Origin of the sequence: Flagellimonas aquimarina (assembly GCF_003149745.1) — a bacterium.
Taxonomy (GTDB): domain Bacteria; phylum Bacteroidota; class Bacteroidia; order Flavobacteriales; family Flavobacteriaceae; genus Flagellimonas; species Flagellimonas aquimarina.
Map to the genome: position 1 here is coordinate 1,156,570 of NZ_QGEG01000002.1, position 17,862 is coordinate 1,174,431.

Annotated in this window: 20 protein-coding genes; 5 read left to right on the forward strand and 15 right to left on the reverse strand. The window is 37.0% G+C overall.

Translation table 11 applies throughout. The annotated features are described in order from the left end of the window. Nucleotides 1-27: 27 nt before the first annotated feature. On the forward strand, nt 28-819 hold the full coding sequence (gene epsC, locus DKG77_RS12080; RefSeq protein ID WP_109663300.1) for a serine O-acetyltransferase EpsC: 792 nt from the start codon (nt 28-30) through the stop codon (nt 817-819). Continuing rightward, nucleotides 812-1,696, forward strand: coding sequence for a cysteine synthase CysM (gene cysM / locus DKG77_RS12085; protein WP_109663302.1), 885 nt, complete (start codon nt 812-814; stop codon nt 1,694-1,696). The genes epsC and cysM overlap by 8 nt, the downstream gene beginning before the upstream one ends. 1 nt (nt 1,697) lies before the next feature. On the opposite strand, the gene DKG77_RS12090 is transcribed toward cysM, so the two are convergent. Then, complete coding sequence (locus DKG77_RS12090) at nt 1,698-2,495, reverse strand: alpha/beta hydrolase (RefSeq protein WP_109663304.1); 798 nt, start codon at nt 2,493-2,495, stop codon at nt 1,698-1,700. Then, entirely contained in the window at nt 2,482-3,357 is an 876-nt protein-coding gene (locus DKG77_RS12095; protein WP_109663790.1) for an alpha/beta hydrolase, read from the reverse strand. The genes DKG77_RS12090 and DKG77_RS12095 overlap by 14 nt, the downstream gene beginning before the upstream one ends. 140 nt (nt 3,358-3,497) lie before the next feature. On the opposite strand from DKG77_RS12095, the gene DKG77_RS12100 reads away from it, so the two are divergent. Together DKG77_RS12100 and DKG77_RS12105 are read left to right on the forward strand one after the other, a co-directional pair. Further along, nucleotides 3,498-4,715 (forward strand): DUF418 domain-containing protein, encoded by a 1,218-nt coding sequence (locus DKG77_RS12100; protein WP_109663305.1) that lies wholly within the window; start codon nt 3,498-3,500, stop codon nt 4,713-4,715. A gap of 134 nt (nt 4,716-4,849) precedes the next feature. Beyond that, the gene (locus DKG77_RS12105; RefSeq protein ID WP_109663307.1) at nt 4,850-5,332 is read left to right on the forward strand and encodes a hypothetical protein; all 483 of its coding nucleotides are present in this window, start codon (nt 4,850-4,852) and stop codon (nt 5,330-5,332) included. A 15-nt stretch (nt 5,333-5,347) separates the two neighbouring features. Here the strand turns inward: DKG77_RS12105 and DKG77_RS12110 are convergent, their stop codons facing one another. Together DKG77_RS12110 and DKG77_RS12115 are read right to left on the reverse strand one after the other, a co-directional pair. Beyond that, nucleotides 5,348-6,817 (reverse strand): magnesium chelatase, encoded by a 1,470-nt coding sequence (locus tag DKG77_RS12110; RefSeq protein WP_109663308.1) that lies wholly within the window; start codon nt 6,815-6,817, stop codon nt 5,348-5,350. Nucleotides 6,818-6,829: 12 nt separating this feature from the next. Then, nucleotides 6,830-7,981 (reverse strand): vWA domain-containing protein, encoded by a 1,152-nt coding sequence (locus DKG77_RS12115; RefSeq protein ID WP_109663310.1) that lies wholly within the window; start codon nt 7,979-7,981, stop codon nt 6,830-6,832. 77 nt (nt 7,982-8,058) lie between these two features. Here DKG77_RS12115 and DKG77_RS12120 point away from each other — a divergent pair, with 77 nt between their 5' ends. Further along, on the forward strand, nt 8,059-8,874 hold the full coding sequence (locus DKG77_RS12120; protein WP_165819390.1) for a DUF1853 family protein: 816 nt from the start codon (nt 8,059-8,061) through the stop codon (nt 8,872-8,874). 1 nt (nt 8,875) lies between these two features. On the opposite strand, the gene hisIE is transcribed toward DKG77_RS12120, so the two are convergent. From hisIE to DKG77_RS12175, 11 genes are all read right to left on the reverse strand, one after another. Further along, complete coding sequence (hisIE, locus tag DKG77_RS12125; RefSeq protein ID WP_109663313.1) at nt 8,876-9,472, reverse strand: bifunctional phosphoribosyl-AMP cyclohydrolase/phosphoribosyl-ATP diphosphatase HisIE; 597 nt, start codon at nt 9,470-9,472, stop codon at nt 8,876-8,878. A 3-nt stretch (nt 9,473-9,475) separates the two neighbouring features. After that, a complete protein-coding gene (hisF, locus tag DKG77_RS12130; protein ID WP_109663315.1) occupies nt 9,476-10,231 on the reverse strand; it encodes an imidazole glycerol phosphate synthase subunit HisF in 756 nt (251 codons plus the stop codon). Beyond that, on the reverse strand, nt 10,232-10,744 hold the full coding sequence (locus DKG77_RS12135) for a DinB family protein (protein WP_109663316.1): 513 nt from the start codon (nt 10,742-10,744) through the stop codon (nt 10,232-10,234). Beyond that, the gene (locus DKG77_RS12140) at nt 10,734-11,516 is read right to left on the reverse strand and encodes a 1-(5-phosphoribosyl)-5-[(5-phosphoribosylamino)methylideneamino]imidazole-4-carboxamide isomerase (protein ID WP_109663318.1); all 783 of its coding nucleotides are present in this window, start codon (nt 11,514-11,516) and stop codon (nt 10,734-10,736) included. Before DKG77_RS12140 ends, DKG77_RS12135 begins: the two co-directional genes overlap by 11 nt. Beyond that, nucleotides 11,517-11,894: a GNAT family N-acetyltransferase gene (locus DKG77_RS12145; protein WP_243414922.1), complete on the reverse strand. Its 378-nt coding sequence runs from the start codon at nt 11,892-11,894 to the stop codon at nt 11,517-11,519. A gap of 38 nt (nt 11,895-11,932) precedes the next feature. Then, a complete protein-coding gene (gene hisH / locus DKG77_RS12150) occupies nt 11,933-12,514 on the reverse strand; it encodes an imidazole glycerol phosphate synthase subunit HisH (RefSeq protein WP_109663321.1) in 582 nt (193 codons plus the stop codon). Next, nucleotides 12,515-13,651 (reverse strand): bifunctional histidinol-phosphatase/imidazoleglycerol-phosphate dehydratase HisB, encoded by a 1,137-nt coding sequence (hisB, locus tag DKG77_RS12155; protein ID WP_109663322.1) that lies wholly within the window; start codon nt 13,649-13,651, stop codon nt 12,515-12,517. Next, nucleotides 13,651-14,700, reverse strand: a complete 1,050-nt coding sequence (gene hisC / locus DKG77_RS12160) for a histidinol-phosphate transaminase (RefSeq protein WP_109663323.1) — start codon at nt 14,698-14,700, stop codon at nt 13,651-13,653. Before hisC ends, hisB begins: the two co-directional genes overlap by 1 nt. Continuing rightward, the gene (gene hisD / locus DKG77_RS12165; protein ID WP_109663325.1) at nt 14,697-15,980 is read right to left on the reverse strand and encodes a histidinol dehydrogenase; all 1,284 of its coding nucleotides are present in this window, start codon (nt 15,978-15,980) and stop codon (nt 14,697-14,699) included. Before hisD ends, hisC begins: the two co-directional genes overlap by 4 nt. Continuing rightward, nucleotides 15,980-16,837: an ATP phosphoribosyltransferase gene (gene hisG / locus DKG77_RS12170; RefSeq protein ID WP_109663327.1), complete on the reverse strand. Its 858-nt coding sequence runs from the start codon at nt 16,835-16,837 to the stop codon at nt 15,980-15,982. The genes hisD and hisG overlap by 1 nt, the downstream gene beginning before the upstream one ends. A 201-nt stretch (nt 16,838-17,038) precedes the next feature. After that, nucleotides 17,039-17,854 (reverse strand): prohibitin family protein, encoded by an 816-nt coding sequence (locus DKG77_RS12175; RefSeq protein ID WP_109663329.1) that lies wholly within the window; start codon nt 17,852-17,854, stop codon nt 17,039-17,041. Nucleotides 17,855-17,862 lie beyond the last annotated feature (8 nt).

Consider the following 17,862-nt stretch of genomic DNA (forward strand, 5'->3'; position numbering starts at 1 on the left):
GGCTATTTTTAGATTTTATTTTTCATTATGAATAAGGCAAAAATCATTGAAGAACTCAATAGGCATAAAAAACAACCCTATTTAGACTATAGGTTAAAAGAAGAAACGGAAAGTTTTACCAATAAACTTTTCTATACACTTTTTGATGTCAACACTCCGGTAGCTGAAAACTTGGATATTTTGGCAGAAAAATTTAGCCAGCTTGTTGACCTGGCTTGTTGGGATTTGGAAAGACCATGCACCAAAGTATGGGACAATTATGTTTCTTGTTTACCCGAAGTTTTGGAAAAACTTAATTTGGATGCTGAAGCCATTCTCAGTTGTGATCCAGCTTCACTCTCAATTCAAGAGATATACATGGCCTACCCTGGCTTTTATGCAATTGCTATTTACAGACTGGCCCATGAGCTTCATAAGCAAGGTTTCCCTTTGGTCCCCAGGTTAATGACCGAATATGCCCATAGGCAAACAGGTGTAGATATTAATCCTGGAGCAGAAATAGGCAAATCGTTCTTTATTGATCATGCAACGGGCGTGGTAATCGGAGAAACCGCTATAATACACGATAATGTAAAAGTTTACCAAGGTGTTACTTTAGGAGCACTTTATGTTGCCAAAAGCCTTCAAAAAACCAAACGACATCCAACAATTATGTCCAACGTAACCATTTATGCCAACGCAACAATTCTTGGAGGAGAAACCGTTATTGGTGAAAACTCTGTTATTGGTGGAAACGCTTGGTTGACCGCCTCCGTTCCTGCCAATTCAACCGTCTTTCATACACCTGAGATAAAAATAAAAACAGCAGCTAATGTCTAAGAGCATACTAGACCTTATTGGAAACACTCCTTTAGTGGAATCCAAAGTTTTAAATCCCAATCCCAATGTAAAACTGCTTTTTAAATTAGAAGGACACAATCCTGGCGGTAGTGTTAAGGACAGACCAGCATTGAATATGATTAAAAGTGGTTTGGAACGTGGTGAAATTACCAGTGACTCCAAATTAATAGAAGCTACCAGTGGGAATACAGGTATTGCTCTAGCTATGATCGCTGGGATCTATGGGTTAGACATTGAACTCGTGATGCCCGAAAATTCCACTAAAGAAAGAGTGCAGACCATGAGGGCTTATGGAGCAAAGGTAACTTTGACATCCTCAGATGTAGGTATTGAAGGCGCAAGAGACTATGCCGAAACAAAGGTAAAAGAAGAGGGGTATCAAATGTTAAATCAGTTCGCCAATAATGATAACTGGATGGCGCACTATAAAACCACTGGACCAGAAATATGGAAGGATACCGAGGGGGGCGTAACCCATTTTGTTTCCAGTATGGGAACAACTGGAACTATTATGGGCACTTCTACTTTCTTAAAGGAACAGAATAAAGATATTCAAATTGTGGGGGTACAACCAACGGATAACTCTAGAATTCCGGGAATACGAAAATGGCCCAAGGAATACCTGCCAAAAATTTTTAACCCAAAGAAAGTAGACACAGTAATGGAAGTAAGCCAAGAAGATGCTCAAGAAATGGCTAAAAAACTGGCCATTGAAGAAGGTATATTTTCTGGTATGAGCAGTGGAGGTGCTGCAACTGTGGCAATACGACTAGCAAAAACTTTGACTACTGGAACCATAGTTTCTATAGTATGTGACAGAGGAGATAGGTATTTATCTTCAGACCTATTTGATTAAGCTACTTTAATTCTAATTCAATAGCAGTTCTATACACTTTAAATTCGTTCAAGTTGTTGTGATTTCCATTTTCAACGGTATACATTTTTTTATCTGCGCTGGGAATGGCTTCAAAGAGTTTTTTTCCCGATTCATAAGAGACCACATTGTCTGCAGTACCATGAAAAATACGAATTGGGACTTTCACTTTTTCTATATATTTAAAAGAATTCATTTTATATTTTAAGACTTGTTTCATTGGTAAAAAAGGAAAACGATCTTGGGCAACATCCAATAAGCTATAAAAAGGAGTTTCCAAGATCAGTTTTGCAGATGTGTTGTTTGAAGCTAAATGGGTAGCTATGCTTGCGCCCAAAGAACGCCCATAAATCGTAATTTTTTCCTTTGCATATAAGTTCAATGCATAGTCATAGAACAATTGTGCATCTTCATAAAGGGCTTCTTCACTAAGTTTACCGGTGCTTTTACCGTACCCTCTATAATCCATTATAAGTACATCATATTGCAAATCAACAAATGCTGATGCAATCTGCCCCCACCTTGATAAATCTCCTGCATTGCCATGAAAATACAATATAAGTCCCTTTGGCTTTTCTACTTTGAAATGAATGGCATTTAACCGTGCACCATCAGAGGTATCCAAAAACACTTCTTCAAATGCTGATGAGAATGAATATTCGTAGTCAACTGGAAGTTGTGTGGGTAAAAAAATAAGTTTTTCTTGAAGAAAGTAAAGCATCAGAACCAGAAGGGATAAAATAGTTATAAGCAAAAGGCCAAAACGTCTAAGCTTTTGCATTGGCGCGTCTTGAAGAATGTTTCACATTAATACTTGAACCCTCTAAATCAAATTTCTTTGGTCGGGTAGTAATAATTTCGGTCAACATTTTATGATAAGATTCAAAAGTGTTCAAATCCTTATGTCCCCCTCCTATAACCGTGTAAAGCTTTGTGAGTTCTGGTTTGATTTTAGAAAGTTTCACACTTGTTTTATAAGGAATCAGCCTATCATCGGTTCCATGAATAATATGAATTGGGCAGTTAACATATTTTAACCATTTATGGGTAGGCATTGGAAATTTTATAAGTAGTGACAACGGCATAAAGGGAATATATTTTTTTGCCACCTTACTTAAACTATAATATGGAGCATCTAGTATCAGCATTCTAGGATTGTTCATAGAGGCTAATTTTGCTGCAAACCCAGAACCCATGGAACGTCCGTATAGAATAATGTATTTTTCAGAAACTTTTTCTTTAAGCTTATTGTAAATTACCTGCATATCTCTTTTTACCGCCTTTTGGGTCCTTCGCCCCGTACTCTTTCCAAAACCTCGATAGTCCACCATTATGACATCGTAACCATGTCTGGTAAAATCAACTGCAAACTTTCCCCAACCTTTAATACTCTTTGAGTTTCCTTTTAAATAGAATACAATTCCTTTGGGGTTTTCTGACTTGAAACGCAATCCATTTATTGTGGCACCATCCCTTGTTTCTACATTATATTCCTCAATTTCTTGATTATCATAGTAAAACTGAAAATCTTTTGAGAGCTTTTCTGGCTTGAACAAAAAGTAGTCCTGTAGAAAGTAGAGCAAAACGCTAATCAAAATATAAACTGAAAGTACAATCAGCAAAATATAAAGCCAGTTTTGCATATTTATCATGTTTGTTCCAAAATACAAAAAAATCCGATTGAGCATTAATTATTTGCTTAGACGGCAAAATAATCCCCAAAGTGTAACAATTACAGCAAGTTACAGTCTTATGAACATCATCATCCATCAAACTAACAGTCATGAAACTATCCAAAAACGTCCTTCCGCAACAAAGAATTGAAATTATAGACGCCCTTAGAGGGTTCTCATTAGCCGGTATTGTAATTGTTCACATGGTAGAGAATTATATTGGCGCACCTGCTCCTGGAGACTTTAACGAAGCTGTTCATCAAGGCATTGGAGATAATATTGTTGATGGTTTTATTGGACTCTTTTTAAGAGGCAAATTTTTTGCTTTATTCTCATTCTTATTTGGGTTGAGTTTCTTTATCCAAATGGATAATGCATCACAAAGGGGAGAATATTTTGGTGGTCGGTTTCTATGGCGATTAATTCTTTTATTGGCAATAGGCTACGTGCATAGTCTTTTTTATGCTGGGGATATTTTAACCGTTTACGCCATGTTGGGAATCTTGCTGATTCCATTTTACAAGATTAATAGCAAATGGGTCTTGGCTATTGTGGCACTTCTTTTTTTAGGAGTGGGAAGATACATTGTATTCTATTTTACAAAAGGTGAAAATCTATTTGGAAATATGGGTATTACTCCTGATAACCCTATGGTTTTGGAATATTATGATACTTTAAAAAATGGCACCTTGTTAGATGTTTTTTCTACAAATTCATATAACAGCCATCTTAATAAACTGAATTTTCAATTTGGTGTTTTTGGAAGAGGTTATGTTACCTATGGATTCTTTCTTTTGGGTCTTTATATGGGCAGAACAAAGTTTTTTCAAAAATATGAAGAGCACAAAAAATTGATAAAACGCACTTGGATATGGTCTCTGGTTTTGTTTGTGGTTTCGGGAGGATTAATAGCATTGACCTTTGGTAGTATGGGAGGAAATGTAACTTTTGATAAATGGATAGCAATGTTTGGACTCACTGCTATGGATTTGAACAACGTGGCCATAACTTTCATTCTTATTAGTGTTTTTGTAATCTTATATAAAAAGACAAAGCCCAAGAAATGGTTGGCAACATTTGCTCCATATGGCAAAATGGCACTTACCAATTATTTCTTTCAGAGCGTTGTGGGCACTTTTTTACTTTTCGGATGGGGATTAGGCTATATTGGAGAGCTAAGGAACATTTATACATTTGCCTTGTCAATATTAGTCATTTCAGTTCAAATGATACTGAGCACATGGTGGCTGAAAAAATTCCGTTATGGACCGTTGGAATGGTTGTGGAGAAGTCTAACATTTTGGAAAGTTTTTCCATTAAAAAAATAGGTTAGTTATAGGTGATACAGTAGTTTTTTCATGTTAGCTAGCATTACCTACTGTTAGTCGATTTGTTTAAAATAAACCCATTGATAATCCCGTTCTTTGAATGAAACTATTGAGTATCCCAAATCTTGATTATTATGAACCTGATCTCTAACTTACTTACATGGAAAAGAAACAGTATTATTATATTGACAATACTCCTTGCCCTAATTGTTTTGAACTTTTACGGTATCTACACCAATAGATTCTATTTTTTAAAACCAGACAATTATATTTTCCCATTATTGAGTCTTGTACATTTTCTGTATTTATATGTCATTTGGTTCAAAGTGACAGAAGATGAGCTACCAGACCCCAAAATGCGGAATTTGGAATATTTGTTGTACGCAGTAATGATTGTCTATTTATTTAAAATCTACGACAGCGCCTTAGTGTTGAACAGTATAACAGATTTCCCACAACATATTATGCCGTCAACCTTTAAGCCAATTGGAACCATTACCCTGGTTTTATATTGCCTATTGCCGTTATTTACATTGATGTCTTTCTGGCATAGAAAACAGCATATAGGACAATACAATTTTAAAAACTACAATGACAATTTAAATATTTGGCAATAACTATTTAGAAATGAGTTACAAGCCCCTAATGTAGCTGCCATATAAGTCCTTAAACTGATATCCTTTCGTAAAACGCTGTTTGCTTAGCTTTTTGTGCGCTACCAATCCCCATAGCAACAGTTCTTTCATAAAATAAGAATCTGCTTTTGAAACTTCTGGTTGATGTTCTCGTAATAAATCATTTAAAGGAGTCACAGCATCCAACTTGGATTTGTATTCCTTGTCAGAATCTTCATCTAATAGTTCAAAGCCTTCCCCATCAAAAAACCAATGAATTAACTCATCATATTCGGTTTCCGCATCTTTACGCTCCAATTTGGAAATCTCTGGGAAATAGTTTGGAAACAGGGACTTTATAGCATCTTCTATTAATATTTCTGCAACAGAGTGGGCACCTTCTTGCTCACCTTCATAAACCAGCTCCACTTTTCCGGTTATAGATGGTATCACACCCATAAAGTCAATCAAACGAACGCTCGTATTCTTTTCTCCTGACTTTGTCACCCGTCTTTCCGCAGTACTCAATAAGTTTTCAAATGCGGTTATGCTCATTCTTGCACTTACACCACTCTTGGCATCTACGTATTCACTTTTACGTGCTTCAAAGCTAATTTGCTCCAAAACATCCATGGCAATTTCCGGTACATGAATGTTATCTAACTGTCTACTATCTAATTGGGCTTCCTGTTTGGTTATTTTCTTGGCTATTTCTATGCTTTCTGGATAATGGGTGAGAATTTGAGAGCCAATTCTATCTTTCAATGGAGTTACTATACTACCTCTATTGGTGTAATCTTCTGGATTTGCTGTAAACACAAATTGTAGATCCAAAGCTAATCTTAGTTTAAATCCTCTAATCTGTATATCTCCCTCTTGCAATATGTTAAATAATGCTACTTGAATTCTTGCTTGAAGATCTGGTAATTCATTAATAACAAAAATACAGCGGTTAGCTCTTGGTATCATTCCAAAATGGATAACCCTGTCATCAGCATAAGAAAGCTTTAGATTCGCTGCCTTTATTGGGTCTATATCTCCAATTAAATCTGCTACAGTTACATCTGGCGTGGCTAGCTTCTCGTAAAATCGTTCATCCCTATGAATCCAGTTGATTGGTGTATCATCTCCTTTTTCTTTGATAAGCTCCGTAGCAAATCTAGAAATGGGTTGATAGGGGTCGTCGTGGACCTCGGAGCCTTCTACAACAGGAATCCACTCATCTAATAGCTGAACCATTAATCTGGCCAGTCTAGTTTTGGCTTGACCCCGTAGACCAAGCAAGTTAATGTTATGGCGAGACAAAATAGCCCGCTCCAACTCTGGTATTACCGAGTTCTCATAACCCCAAACACCATAGAAAGTCTCTTCTCCGTTAGTGATTTTCTCTAATAGATTCCCGCGCAGTTCATCCTTAATGCCTTTACTCTTGTACCCCACAGCTTTCAATTGGCCAAGGGTTTTAATCTTATTGTGATCTAGCTTCATCGTTTATAAGTGCTATCCTTTAATTCTTTTTTTCCTGTTTTGTTCATAATCTTCAAAAATCATTTCACCTAGTCCCTTAAGTCCAGTGTAAAATGCTTTCCCCCTATTGGCCTGGGTAAATTCCCTTACAAATTGCATGAGGTAAGGGTCCTGTGCAATCATAAAAGTAGTTATGGGAATATGCAGCTTTCTGGCTTGTTGGGCCATGGCATAACACTTCTCCACTATATAATCATCCAATCCAACACTGTTTTTATAATAATCGCCATTAGGAAGCCTCAAACAAGAAGGTTTTCCATCTGTAATCATAAAAATTTGCTTATTGGTGTTTCGCTTTCTCCTAAGCATGTCCATGGCCAATTGAAGACCGGCAACCGTATTGGTGTGATAAGGACCAACTTTTAAATAGGGCAAATCTTTTATGGGTATTGGCCATGCGTCATTACCAAAAACCAAAATATCCAAAGTATCCTTGGGGTATCTGGTTGTGATTAACTCTGCAAGTGCCATAGCCACTTTTTTAGCCGGAGTAATACGGTCTTCACCATATAAAATCATACTATGGCTGATATCGATCATTAACACTGTGCTCATTTGAGCTTTATACTGTGTGTCCTCAACAACCAAATCCTCTTCATTCAGCAAAAAACTATCGAGACCGTGGTTAATCTGAGCATTTTTTAGGCTTTCGGTCATAGAAATATGTTCCAATGCATCGCCAAAACGATACTCTCTAAATTCTCCGGTATGCTCATCTCCCCTACCTGACTTTCCTGTTTTATGGTTACCAGAACCGCTTCTCTTCAACTTTCCAAAAATCTGCTCTAAAGCCTTTTTTCTTAAGGCGCGTTCTAGTTTGGCGGTTATGGATAAACTTCCTCCACCGTCACCCTCTTCTCCATCTCCTTGCTCACCATCAGTATCAAATTCTTCACGAATAAAACCTTTGGCCTTTAAATCCTCAATAAAATCATCAATAGTGTAATCGTCATCTGTAAGCTCATATTCCTTGTCCAATTCACGCAGCCAGTCAAGAGCCTCTTCCACATCTCCAGAAGTATGGGTGACCAATTCTTGAAAAATCTCAAAAAGTTTTTCAAAAGGAGTTTGATTAGGGGCTTCGTACGTAGTAAATCGAAATCCTTTTCTTGTATTCATAGCCATTATATAAAATTAACACATTCTGCTTTTACCATCATGGCTTTAATGAAAACTTAACGCTTCTGTTTATGTTTGCAACTATGGATAAGCAATTGTGTTCTGGTTTTTATAATACTTCTCCCCTATGGATAAATGAACAATTTGGAATTCCACAGTTTGAATTTCCACGTATAGAAATATCAAATTTTAAGCCGAAGCCCATCAATGATCGTTTACGGCTTGGCCATCAAATGGAACATGTCTTTGAACAATTGATTTCAGATTCCAAACATTGGGAAATCCTGGCAAAAAACATGCTAGTGGATGAAGGGAAAAATAGAATTGGTGAAATCGATTTTATTCTTGAAAACACTGAAACCACTGAAACCAGAGAGGTTTATCATGTAGAGCTTGCTTATAAATTCTACATTATCAATTCAGAAATATCAGAACCTATTCATCGCTTAATGGGTCCAAATAAACGAGACATGTTTTTTACCAAATTGGATAAGCTTAGGGAAAAGCAATTCCCTTTGCTTTATACTGAAGTTCTAAAAGACAAACTTAAAAAGTTGAAAATACAACCGTACGCGGTTAAACAACAAGCTTGCTTTAAAACACAACTTTTCATCCCTTATGGAGACATAAATGCTTCCATACGCCCATTAAACAAGAATTGTATCCAGGGCAAGTGGATTAGGTTTAACGATTTTAACTCTAAAACATTTAAAGCTTTTGAATATCATATTACTTTTAAAAGGGAATGGGTAATTGCACCAACCTTGGACAGACAGTATACCTCTCACCATGAAACACTTCTAGAAATCAACTTAAGAATGTTAAAGCAAAACTCACCTATGCTTTGGGTTAAAAAACCAGATGGTACCATTGAAAAATTATTTGTGGTTTGGTGGTAAATTAATGTCTATTTTTTAGAACTTCCACAATATCATTCAATTGATATCCTTTAGCTTGCAATAAAATCAGATAATGGAACAACAAGTCAGCACTCTCATTTAAGAAAAGGTCAGCATTATCATCCTTTGCTTCTATAACCGTTTCCACGGCCTCCTCACCTACTTTTTGAGCTATTTTGTTTATTCCTTTCTTAAAAAGTGATGTTATATAGCTATCGGTGTTTTCTGTGTCTTCTTTGCGAGAAGTGATTATTTTTTCCAAAGTGGAAAGAAATCCATAGCCTTGAATATTTTCTTCTGCCCAACATGTATCGGTTCCTTTATGGCAGGTTGGACCTACTGGGTTTGTAGTGACCAATAAAGAATCTTGATCACAATCATTTTTTATACTGACCAATTCCAGATAGTTTCCGCTCTCCTCTCCCTTTGTCCAAAGCCTCTTTTTACTTCGGCTAAAAAAGGTCACTTTCTTGGTTGCTTGGGTAGCATCTAGTGCTTCTTGGTTCATGTACCCCAACATTAAGACATTCTTTGTCTTGGCATCTTGAATAATGGCAGGTACCAGCCCATCAGCATTTTTGGTGAAGTCTATTTTCATTTTTTATAGTCTTACAGGTATTCCCTCTTTCTTTAATTCTTTCTTTAGATCTTTTATTTCAATTTCTTTAAAGTGAAAAATACTGGCGGCCAAAGCTGCATCTGCTTTTCCATGAGTAAAGGTATCTGTAAAATGTGAAACTGCCCCCGCACCACCTGAAGCAATAATTGGAATATTGACTAAAACAGACAATTTAGCCAAAGCCTCATTTGCAAATCCATTTTTTGTGCCGTCATGATCCATAGAAGTAAATAGTATTTCCCCTGCCCCACGTTCTTCCACTTCCTTGGCCCATTTAAACAAATCAATTTCTGTAGGCACTTTACCTCCCACTAAATGCACTTTCCAATTTCCATCAATCTGTTTGGCATCAATGGCAACCACAATACACTGAGATCCAAATTTAGCAACGAGTTCATTTATAAGTTCAGGTCGTTTTACCGCAGAAGAATTAACAGAGACCTTGTCAGCTCCATTTTGAAGCAAAACATCAACATCTTCAATACATGAAATTCCACCTCCGACAGTAAAGGGTATATTGACTTTTTCGGCAACATGATAGACTAGATCAGCCAAGGTTTTTCTCCGTTCTTCCGTTGCCGATATATCCAAGAACACCAACTCATCTGCTCCCTCTTGGGCGTAGATTTCTGCTAGTTCTACTGGATCTCCCGCATCTCTTAAATCAACAAAGTTGATTCCCTTTACGGTGCGCCCATTTTTTATATCTAGGCAGGGTATGATTCTTTTTGTAAGCATTTAATCTTCGTTTTTCACCGTCAGGTCAATTCCATCATAGAACCCCAAATCCTTATTGTTCAAAATTTTGGTCCATAGCGCTATTTGCCCAGTATGATAAGATAAGTGTTCCACTATATGTACAATATTGCCAATGCCTGAAAACTCAAAACCCTGGACAGCCCTTTTCTTTAAGAGCTCCTCTGTAGAGGCTTCCAAAATAGTCTTTTTAGCTTTTTCTACTGTGGTAACCAGCTTTTGAAAAAGATCATTTTTTGAATAACCCGATAACACGGAAAACTCCTCGTCACGATTTCGATCATCCGCTAAACCTTGAAGCGAAGCAATACCATATTGGGTAATGTTGCCACATAGGTGCAAAATCAAATTTCCAATACTATTGGTCGTTTCATTTGGCTTCTGCCAAATCATATTTTCAGATAATTTATCCAAACAAATTTTTATCATTCTTAGGCTCTCGTCCATTCGAAAATTTGCATTTAGGACAAATTCATCTTGTATCTTATTGTTCATTTCCCAAAATATAGTTTTCCAACTGCTTTAAACTTATCCTATTTTCATAGATTGCTTTACCAATAATGGTTCCTTCACAACCAATTTTCGCAAGTTTCGGTAGCTCCTCAAAACTAGAAATACCTCCGCTTGCTATTAAATTAATACCGACAACTTCTTTATCTTCTACCCCACTTCCAGTTACCATCGTTTCAATTTTCATCGTTTTGGACAAGATCTTTTTGTAAAGGTTAAAGGATGGGCCTTCAAGCATTCCATCTTTGCTGATATCAGTACAAATAATGTATTTAGCACCTTTCTTTTGATAGGATTGTATGAACGGAATTAACTCTTTATCAGAATCTTCCAACCATCCAGAAACGGATACTTTTTCATCTTTGGCATCTGCGCCCAATATGATTTTTGACGACCCGTACTTTTGCAACCAGCGTAAAAAAGTTTCTCTGTTTTTTACCGCAATACTGCCCCCAGTAACTTGATTTGCTCCACTCTCAAAAGCGACATGCAAGTCTTCATCAGTCTTTAACCCTCCCCCAAAATCAATTTTTAGGTTGGTCTTGGTTGCAATACGGTCCAACACTTTATGATTTACAATGTGTTTTGATTTGGCGCCATCCAAATCTACTAAATGCAGATGTTCAATACCGTGTGCTTCAAATTGCATGGCAACTTCCAAAGGGTTTTCATTATAGACTTTCTTTGTACCATAATCACCTTTTGATAATCTAACACACTTGCCATCTATGATATCTATTGCCGGAATAATTCGCATTTACTTCTTCATTTTTATCATCCAAGTTTCTGGACTGGGTATTGTTTCAAAACCGAACTCCTTGTAAAGTGAATGTGCATCATTGGTTCGTAATCCAATTCCATTTACGTTTTGCAGGTCTGGGTAATCAAAAATATGCTTTAAAAGCATTCTCCCAATTCCCTTTCCTTGATGATGTTCTACTACAAATACATCCATCAACCAAGCAAATACTACAAAATCCGTTGCAATGCGGGCGAAGGCAACCTGTTCTCCGTTTTTAGAGAAGACTCCAAAACACAGAGCATTCTCAATAGATTTAATTACCAACTCCTTACTTCTTCCTTTAGCCCAATAGGATTCTTCGGAAAGGTATTTATGGACCAAGCTAATGTCCATTTTGGATTTTTCTGTTGATATATAAAAATCTGAGCTCATCACATTTCTAAAAAATTCTGTAAAATCTTTGCGCCCACATCACTACTTTTTTCTGGGTGGAACTGCGTTCCATAAAAATTGTCCTTTCCCAATGCTGCGCTATATGGAAAAGCATATTCAGATTCTGCTATTGTCTCATCGCCTATTGGGGCATAATAACTATGCACCAAATAGATATGAGATTTTTCAGCAATATCGCTGAACAAATTTGACTGCAATCCCGTGATTTCGTTCCATCCAATTTGGGGCACTTTAACAGATTCTGGAAATTTTACCACATCCAAATCAAAAATACCAAGCCCTTTTGTATTCCCTTCTTCAGATTTGTTACACATCAACTGCATACCTAAACAAATCCCCAGTACTGGCTGTTTTAAAATGGGGATGAGTGCATCCAGCCCACTTGAACGTAACTTATCCATGGCAGAACTTGCTTCTCCAACACCTGGGAATATGACTTTATCCGCGTTAAGGATTTCCTCAACATTATCACTTAAAATAGCTTCGTGTCCCAACCGTTTTATCGCGAATTTGATGCTTTGAATGTTTCCAGCACCATAGTTGATAATTACTATCTTCATTTATAAAACTCCCTTTGTGGATGGCAACACCATCTTTTCAACATCACGTTTTACCGCCATTTTAATGGACTTTGCAAACGCCTTAAAAATTGCCTCAATTTTGTGGTGCTCATTTGTTCCTTCAACTTTTATGTTCAAATTAGCTTTGGCTCCATCTGTAAACGACTTAAAAAAGTGGTGAAACATCTCTGTTGGCATGTCCCCTACTTTTTCACGTTTAAAATCCGCATCCCAGACCAACCAATTACGTCCACCAAAGTCTATAGCAACCTGGGCTAGACAATCATCCATGGGTAAAGAGAAACCATAACGTTCTATTCCAAGTTTATTCCCTAATGCTATAGAAAATACCTCTCCCAATGCAATTGCGGTGTCTTCAATGGTGTGGTGTTCATCTACCTCCAAATCACCTTCCACTTTTATATCTAAATCCATTTGTCCATGTCTGGCCAGTTGGTCCAACATGTGGTCAAAAAAAGCCAAACCCGTATTGATATTGCTTTTTCCAGCCCCGTCTAGATTAAGTTTAATTTGGATATCAGTTTCATTGGTTTTTCTCGAAATCTCTGCAACCCGATTTTTCAACTTTAAAAACTCATAGATTTTTTCCCAATCATTAGTTTCGAGAGTGATGTAAGCATCTAATTCTTCTTGCTTGACTGAAATCTCTCCATTGCCCAAATTGGTCTGATCATTAATAAAAATGCCTTTTGCACTAAGGTTTTTGGCAAGTTCCATATCCGTCAAACGGTCACCAATTACAAAGGAGTTTTTCAAATCATATTCTTCAGAAAAATACTCAGTTAATAGACCTGTGCCAGGTTTTCTCGTATCTGCGTTGTCTTTTGGAAATGTTCTATCGATAAAGACCTCATCAAAAACAATTCCCTCATTTTCAAAGGATTTCAATATAAATTTTTGTACCGGCCAAAAGGTCTCTTCAGGAAAAATATCCGTACCCAGACCGTCTTGATTGGTAATCATAACCAATTCATAATCCAGCTCTTTGGCAATTTTACCCAAGTAGGTAAACACCTTTGGATAGAAAATCATTTTTTCAAATGCATCTATTTGTTCATCAGCTGTCTCTCTGATGATCGTTCCGTCCCTATCTATAAAAAGTACTTTTTTAGCCATTATCCCAGTTCTTTTAAAATAGCAATCAATTTCTTGTTTTCTTCAGGTGAGCCAACGGTAAAACGTAATGTGTTTTCGCATAGCGGTTGGTTACTCCTATTGCGAACAACCACATTGGCATCCAATAACTGTTGATAGCGCTTGTTGGCATCATCCACTTTTACCAAAATAAAATTTGAATCTGAAGGATACACTTTGTTTACAAAATCCAACAGTTTCAATGCCTTGGTTAAAGTTTTGCGTTCTTTTAATATTTGTTGAACTTCCTCCTGGACCATGGTGTCGTCCAAAATTCTTTTAAGTGCTTGGTATTGTGTCAGCTGATTTATATTGTATGGGGGTTTTATCTTGTTCAGTATAGTTATAATTTCTGCGGATGCATAACAAATACCCAACCGGATGCCTGCCATACCATAAGCTTTCGACATTGTTTGAGTGATAATTAAATTTGGATAGTTGGCCAAAACCGATAACCAACCTTCTTTTTCCGAGAAATCAACATAAGCTTCGTCTATGACAACTAGACCATTGAAATTCTCAAGTAACCGTTCTATGCTCTTTTTTTGAAAGGCATTGCCCGTAGGATTGTTAGGGGAACAAATGAAAATAATTTTGGTTTTCTCATCTACTCTTTCTAAAATTTGGGTTACATCTAGTTCAAAATCAGGCGTTAGCCTTACCTCTACGTTTTCAACAGCATTGATTCCTGATAGAACTTTATACATTCCATAGGTTGGCGGCAAAGTAATAACGTTGTCTTGATTAGGCTCACAGAAAGCCCTAAATATCAAATCTAAAACTTCATCACTGCCATTTCCAAGAAGAATGTTCTTTTCTTGTACCTGCCTCTGATCTGCTAAAAGTGTTTTAAGGCTTCTCTGTTGAGGGTCTGGATACCGATTTAGTCCATTTTCAAAAGGGTTCTCATTGGCATCCAAAAAAATCATTTTGGAACCATCAGAAACATATTCATCTCTTGCAGACGAATATGGCTTTAGGCCTTTTACCGTTTCCCTTACCAATTTATTTATGTTGAAAACAGATGTCATTCTAAATTTTTTAATCTAAGCGTTACTGCATTTTTGTGTGCCTGTAGTCCTTCTGCTTCTGCCATTAACTCAATTGCATTGCCTATACCCAATATACCTTCTTTGGTTATTTTTTGAAATGTCATACTCTTCATAAAACTATTTAGGTTTACACCACTAAATTGTTTGGCGTACCCATTTGTTGGCAGCGTATGGTTGGTGCCAGAAGCATAATCTCCCGCGCTTTCTGGTGTATAATTTCCTATAAATACAGAGCCTGCATTAATCGTGTTCTCTATAAAGAACTCTTCATTTTTCATACAAACAATATAATGTTCAGGGGCATACTCATTAATCAACTCAATAGCTTCATTATCATTATTTACTAAAATAAGCCTACTGTTGGCAATTGCCTTTTCAGCAATGGCTCTGCGTGGAAGTACTTTTATTTGGCTCTCTATTTCCCAAGCGACATCATCTAAAAGTTTTTCTGAAGTAGAAACCAATATGACTTGACTATCAACTCCATGTTCGGCCTGGCTTAATAAATCTGAAGCCACAAAGGCGGCATTGGCAGAGTCATCGGCAACCACCAATAATTCACTTGGCCCTGCGGGCATATCTATGGCAACCCCATATTTTGTGGCCAATTGTTTAGCTACCGTTACATACTGATTTCCTGGACCAAATATTTTATAAACTTTTGGAATACCTTCTGTTCCAAAAGTCATTCCGGCAATAGCCTGTATTCCACCAATTTTGAAAATCTGTGTCACCCCACAAAGCTTAGCGGTATATAAAATTGTTGGATCTATTTCTCCTCTATTATTTGGAGGCGTGCATAGTATGATTTCTTTGCAACCGGCAATTGTTGCAGGAACTGCCAACATTAATATTGTTGAAAATAAGGGAGCCGTGCCCCCTGGAATATACAATCCCACTTTTTGAATAGGTCTTTTCTCTTGCCAGCAAGAAACCCCCGGCATTGTTTCTAATGCTATCCGTTTTGTTTTCTGGGCAGCATGAAATTTCTCGATATTGTTCTTGGCTAAGGAAATGGCTTTTTTTAACTGCTCCGAAACCTCGGCCGATGCTTTTTCTATTTCCTCAATGGAAACCAAAAATGACTCTAGCTTAACCTTGTCAAACTTTTCGGTATATTCTTTTATAACAGCATCTCCTTTAGACCGTACCTCTTCAAATATTGTGGTAACCGTCTCCTCAATATCGGAAACTGTTTGCGTAGGTCGCTTTAATATGTCTTCCCAATCCTTTTGTTGTGGGTATTCAATTCGCTGCATTACAAAACCATTTTCTCAATTGGACATACCAAAATACCTTCAGCACCAGCTTGCTTCAATTCATCTATTACTTCCCAAAAAGTATCTTTCTTAATTACGGTATGTACAGAATTCCAGCCTTCTTCAGCCAATGGCAATACCGTGGGGCTGCGCATTCCGGGCAGTAAGGCAATAATTTCATCTAACTTATCATTTGGAGCGTTTAGTAATACATACTTGTTCTGTCTACCTTGTAAAACAGATTTGATTCTAAACCGAAGCTTCCTCAAAATCTGCTTTCGTTCTTCAGAAATCTTTGGGGAAACGGCCAACACCGCTTCACTTTTTAAGATTACTTCTACTTCTTTCAGATTGTTTTTGAAGAGTGTACTTCCGCTTGACACAATATCACAAATACCATCTGCAAGACCAATATTGGGAGCTATTTCTACTGATCCATTAATAATGTGCAAATCTGCATTTACTCCTTTTGATTTTAAATAATCATTCACAGTATTTGGATATGAGGTAGCAATACGTTTACCTTCTAAATCCTGAACGGAATTATATGTTACTCCTTTGGGAACGGCCAAACATACCCTGCATTTTGAAAAATTCAATTTTTCTGCGATGGTAATATCCGCTCCTTTTTCTACCAACACGTTTTCTCCAAGAATGGCAATATCAACCACTCCATCTCTTAAATATTGGGGAATGTCCCCATTTCTAAGATATAGTACCTCCATAGGAAAATTACGGGCCGTAGCTTTTAACTGATCTTTTCCGTTATCAATAGAAATTCCGCAATCTTTTAAAATCTTAAGAGAATCTTCGTTTAAACGTCCGCTCTTTTGAACTGCAATTCTAATTTTTGTCATTTTATTACGTTTTGTTTGGAAACCAAACAGGTACAAAAACAAAACCCGTTTGATTTCTCAAACGGGTTAGAATATATTTTAAAAACAACAATACATTTCTATCTCGCCTGAGTGCAAGTATAAAAATGGTGATGATGTGTGTTTTTATTTCTCATTTCGACTTCAAAAGTAGAATATATTTTTATATCAAAAAAGAGTTATTTAGTTATTTCCCAAAATCAATGGTAAACCAGAATCTCCACTACCCACAATAACAACTTTGGAATTTGGGGATTTTGAAAGCTCCAACGTAGCATCTATTCCTTTGTCCTGAAGTATTTTATCCGTTAAGGAAGCGCTTAAGATACGGTTGGCATCTGCTTTACCTTGGGCCTCAATTCTTACTTTTTCCGCTTCTTTGGAAGCAGTTACCAGTCTGAACTCATATTCCAAAGATTCTTGCTCTTGTTTTAGTTTACGTTCTATCGCTTCTTTAATAGTAGGTGGCAGGGTAACATCCCTAACCAACACTTCATTCAACTGAATATATTGACCATCTACAATTTTCTTGGTCTCTTCATATATTTCTTGCTGAATGGCATCCCTTTTACTGGAATACAATTGCTCTGGGGTATAACGTCCCACAACACTTCTTGCCGCAGAACGAATCGTTGGGAGCAGTACACGCTCTACATAAGACTCTCCTTTTTCTTGGTGCAATCTTCCCAAATCCTCAAACTTTGGTTGAAACCAAGCTGAGGCATCAAGTTTTATTTCCAATCCATTTGAAGAAAGCACTTGCATTTTTTCAAATACTTCTTGTTGTCTAACTTCATAAACATAGACCCTATTCCAGGGAGCCACTAAATGAAAACCTTCCCCAAGGGCAGCCTCATCTGTTACAACACCACCACCAAAAGTCTTATAAAGCACACCTGCTTCTCCGGAGCCAATGGTAATGGCGGATTTGGAAACTAAAATGATAACAAAAATTATGACTGCTATTACTGGTAATGCAATCTTTGGTAATCTATCCATGAGTTTTA

What these genes read in the sequence shown, in the direction of transcription:
- DKG77_RS12115 (WP_109663310.1), bottom strand. Translation starts at nt 7,981, where the DNA reads ATGGCTATGAATACAAGAAAAGGATTTCGATTTACTACGTACGAAGCC.
- DKG77_RS12145 (WP_243414922.1), bottom strand. Translation starts at nt 11,894, where the DNA reads ATGGACATTAGCTTGGTCCATAAATACCTTTCCGAAGAATCCTATTGG.
- DKG77_RS12105 (WP_109663307.1), top strand. Translation starts at nt 4,850, where the DNA reads ATGAACCTGATCTCTAACTTACTTACATGGAAAAGAAACAGTATTATT.
- DKG77_RS12120 (WP_165819390.1), top strand. Translation starts at nt 8,059, where the DNA reads ATGGATAAGCAATTGTGTTCTGGTTTTTATAATACTTCTCCCCTATGG.
- hisF (WP_109663315.1), bottom strand. Translation starts at nt 10,231, where the DNA reads ATGCTTACAAAAAGAATCATACCCTGCCTAGATATAAAAAATGGGCGC.
- DKG77_RS12090 (WP_109663304.1), bottom strand. Translation starts at nt 2,495, where the DNA reads ATGCAAAAGCTTAGACGTTTTGGCCTTTTGCTTATAACTATTTTATCC.
- DKG77_RS12095 (WP_109663790.1), bottom strand. Translation starts at nt 3,357, where the DNA reads ATGCAAAACTGGCTTTATATTTTGCTGATTGTACTTTCAGTTTATATT.
- DKG77_RS12140 (WP_109663318.1), bottom strand. Translation starts at nt 11,516, where the DNA reads ATGCGAATTATTCCGGCAATAGATATCATAGATGGCAAGTGTGTTAGA.
- hisB (WP_109663322.1), bottom strand. Translation starts at nt 13,651, where the DNA reads ATGGCTAAAAAAGTACTTTTTATAGATAGGGACGGAACGATCATCAGA.
- cysM (WP_109663302.1), top strand. Translation starts at nt 812, where the DNA reads ATGTCTAAGAGCATACTAGACCTTATTGGAAACACTCCTTTAGTGGAA.
- hisG (WP_109663327.1), bottom strand. Translation starts at nt 16,837, where the DNA reads ATGACAAAAATTAGAATTGCAGTTCAAAAGAGCGGACGTTTAAACGAA.
- epsC (WP_109663300.1), top strand. Translation starts at nt 28, where the DNA reads ATGAATAAGGCAAAAATCATTGAAGAACTCAATAGGCATAAAAAACAA.
- hisC (WP_109663323.1), bottom strand. Translation starts at nt 14,700, where the DNA reads ATGACATCTGTTTTCAACATAAATAAATTGGTAAGGGAAACGGTAAAA.
- hisD (WP_109663325.1), bottom strand. Translation starts at nt 15,980, where the DNA reads ATGCAGCGAATTGAATACCCACAACAAAAGGATTGGGAAGACATATTA.
- DKG77_RS12110 (WP_109663308.1), bottom strand. Translation starts at nt 6,817, where the DNA reads ATGAAGCTAGATCACAATAAGATTAAAACCCTTGGCCAATTGAAAGCT.
- DKG77_RS12135 (WP_109663316.1), bottom strand. Translation starts at nt 10,744, where the DNA reads ATGAACAATAAGATACAAGATGAATTTGTCCTAAATGCAAATTTTCGA.
- DKG77_RS12100 (WP_109663305.1), top strand. Translation starts at nt 3,498, where the DNA reads ATGAAACTATCCAAAAACGTCCTTCCGCAACAAAGAATTGAAATTATA.
- hisH (WP_109663321.1), bottom strand. Translation starts at nt 12,514, where the DNA reads ATGAAGATAGTAATTATCAACTATGGTGCTGGAAACATTCAAAGCATC.
- DKG77_RS12175 (WP_109663329.1), bottom strand. Translation starts at nt 17,854, where the DNA reads ATGGATAGATTACCAAAGATTGCATTACCAGTAATAGCAGTCATAATT.
- hisIE (WP_109663313.1), bottom strand. Translation starts at nt 9,472, where the DNA reads ATGAAAATAGACTTCACCAAAAATGCTGATGGGCTGGTACCTGCCATT.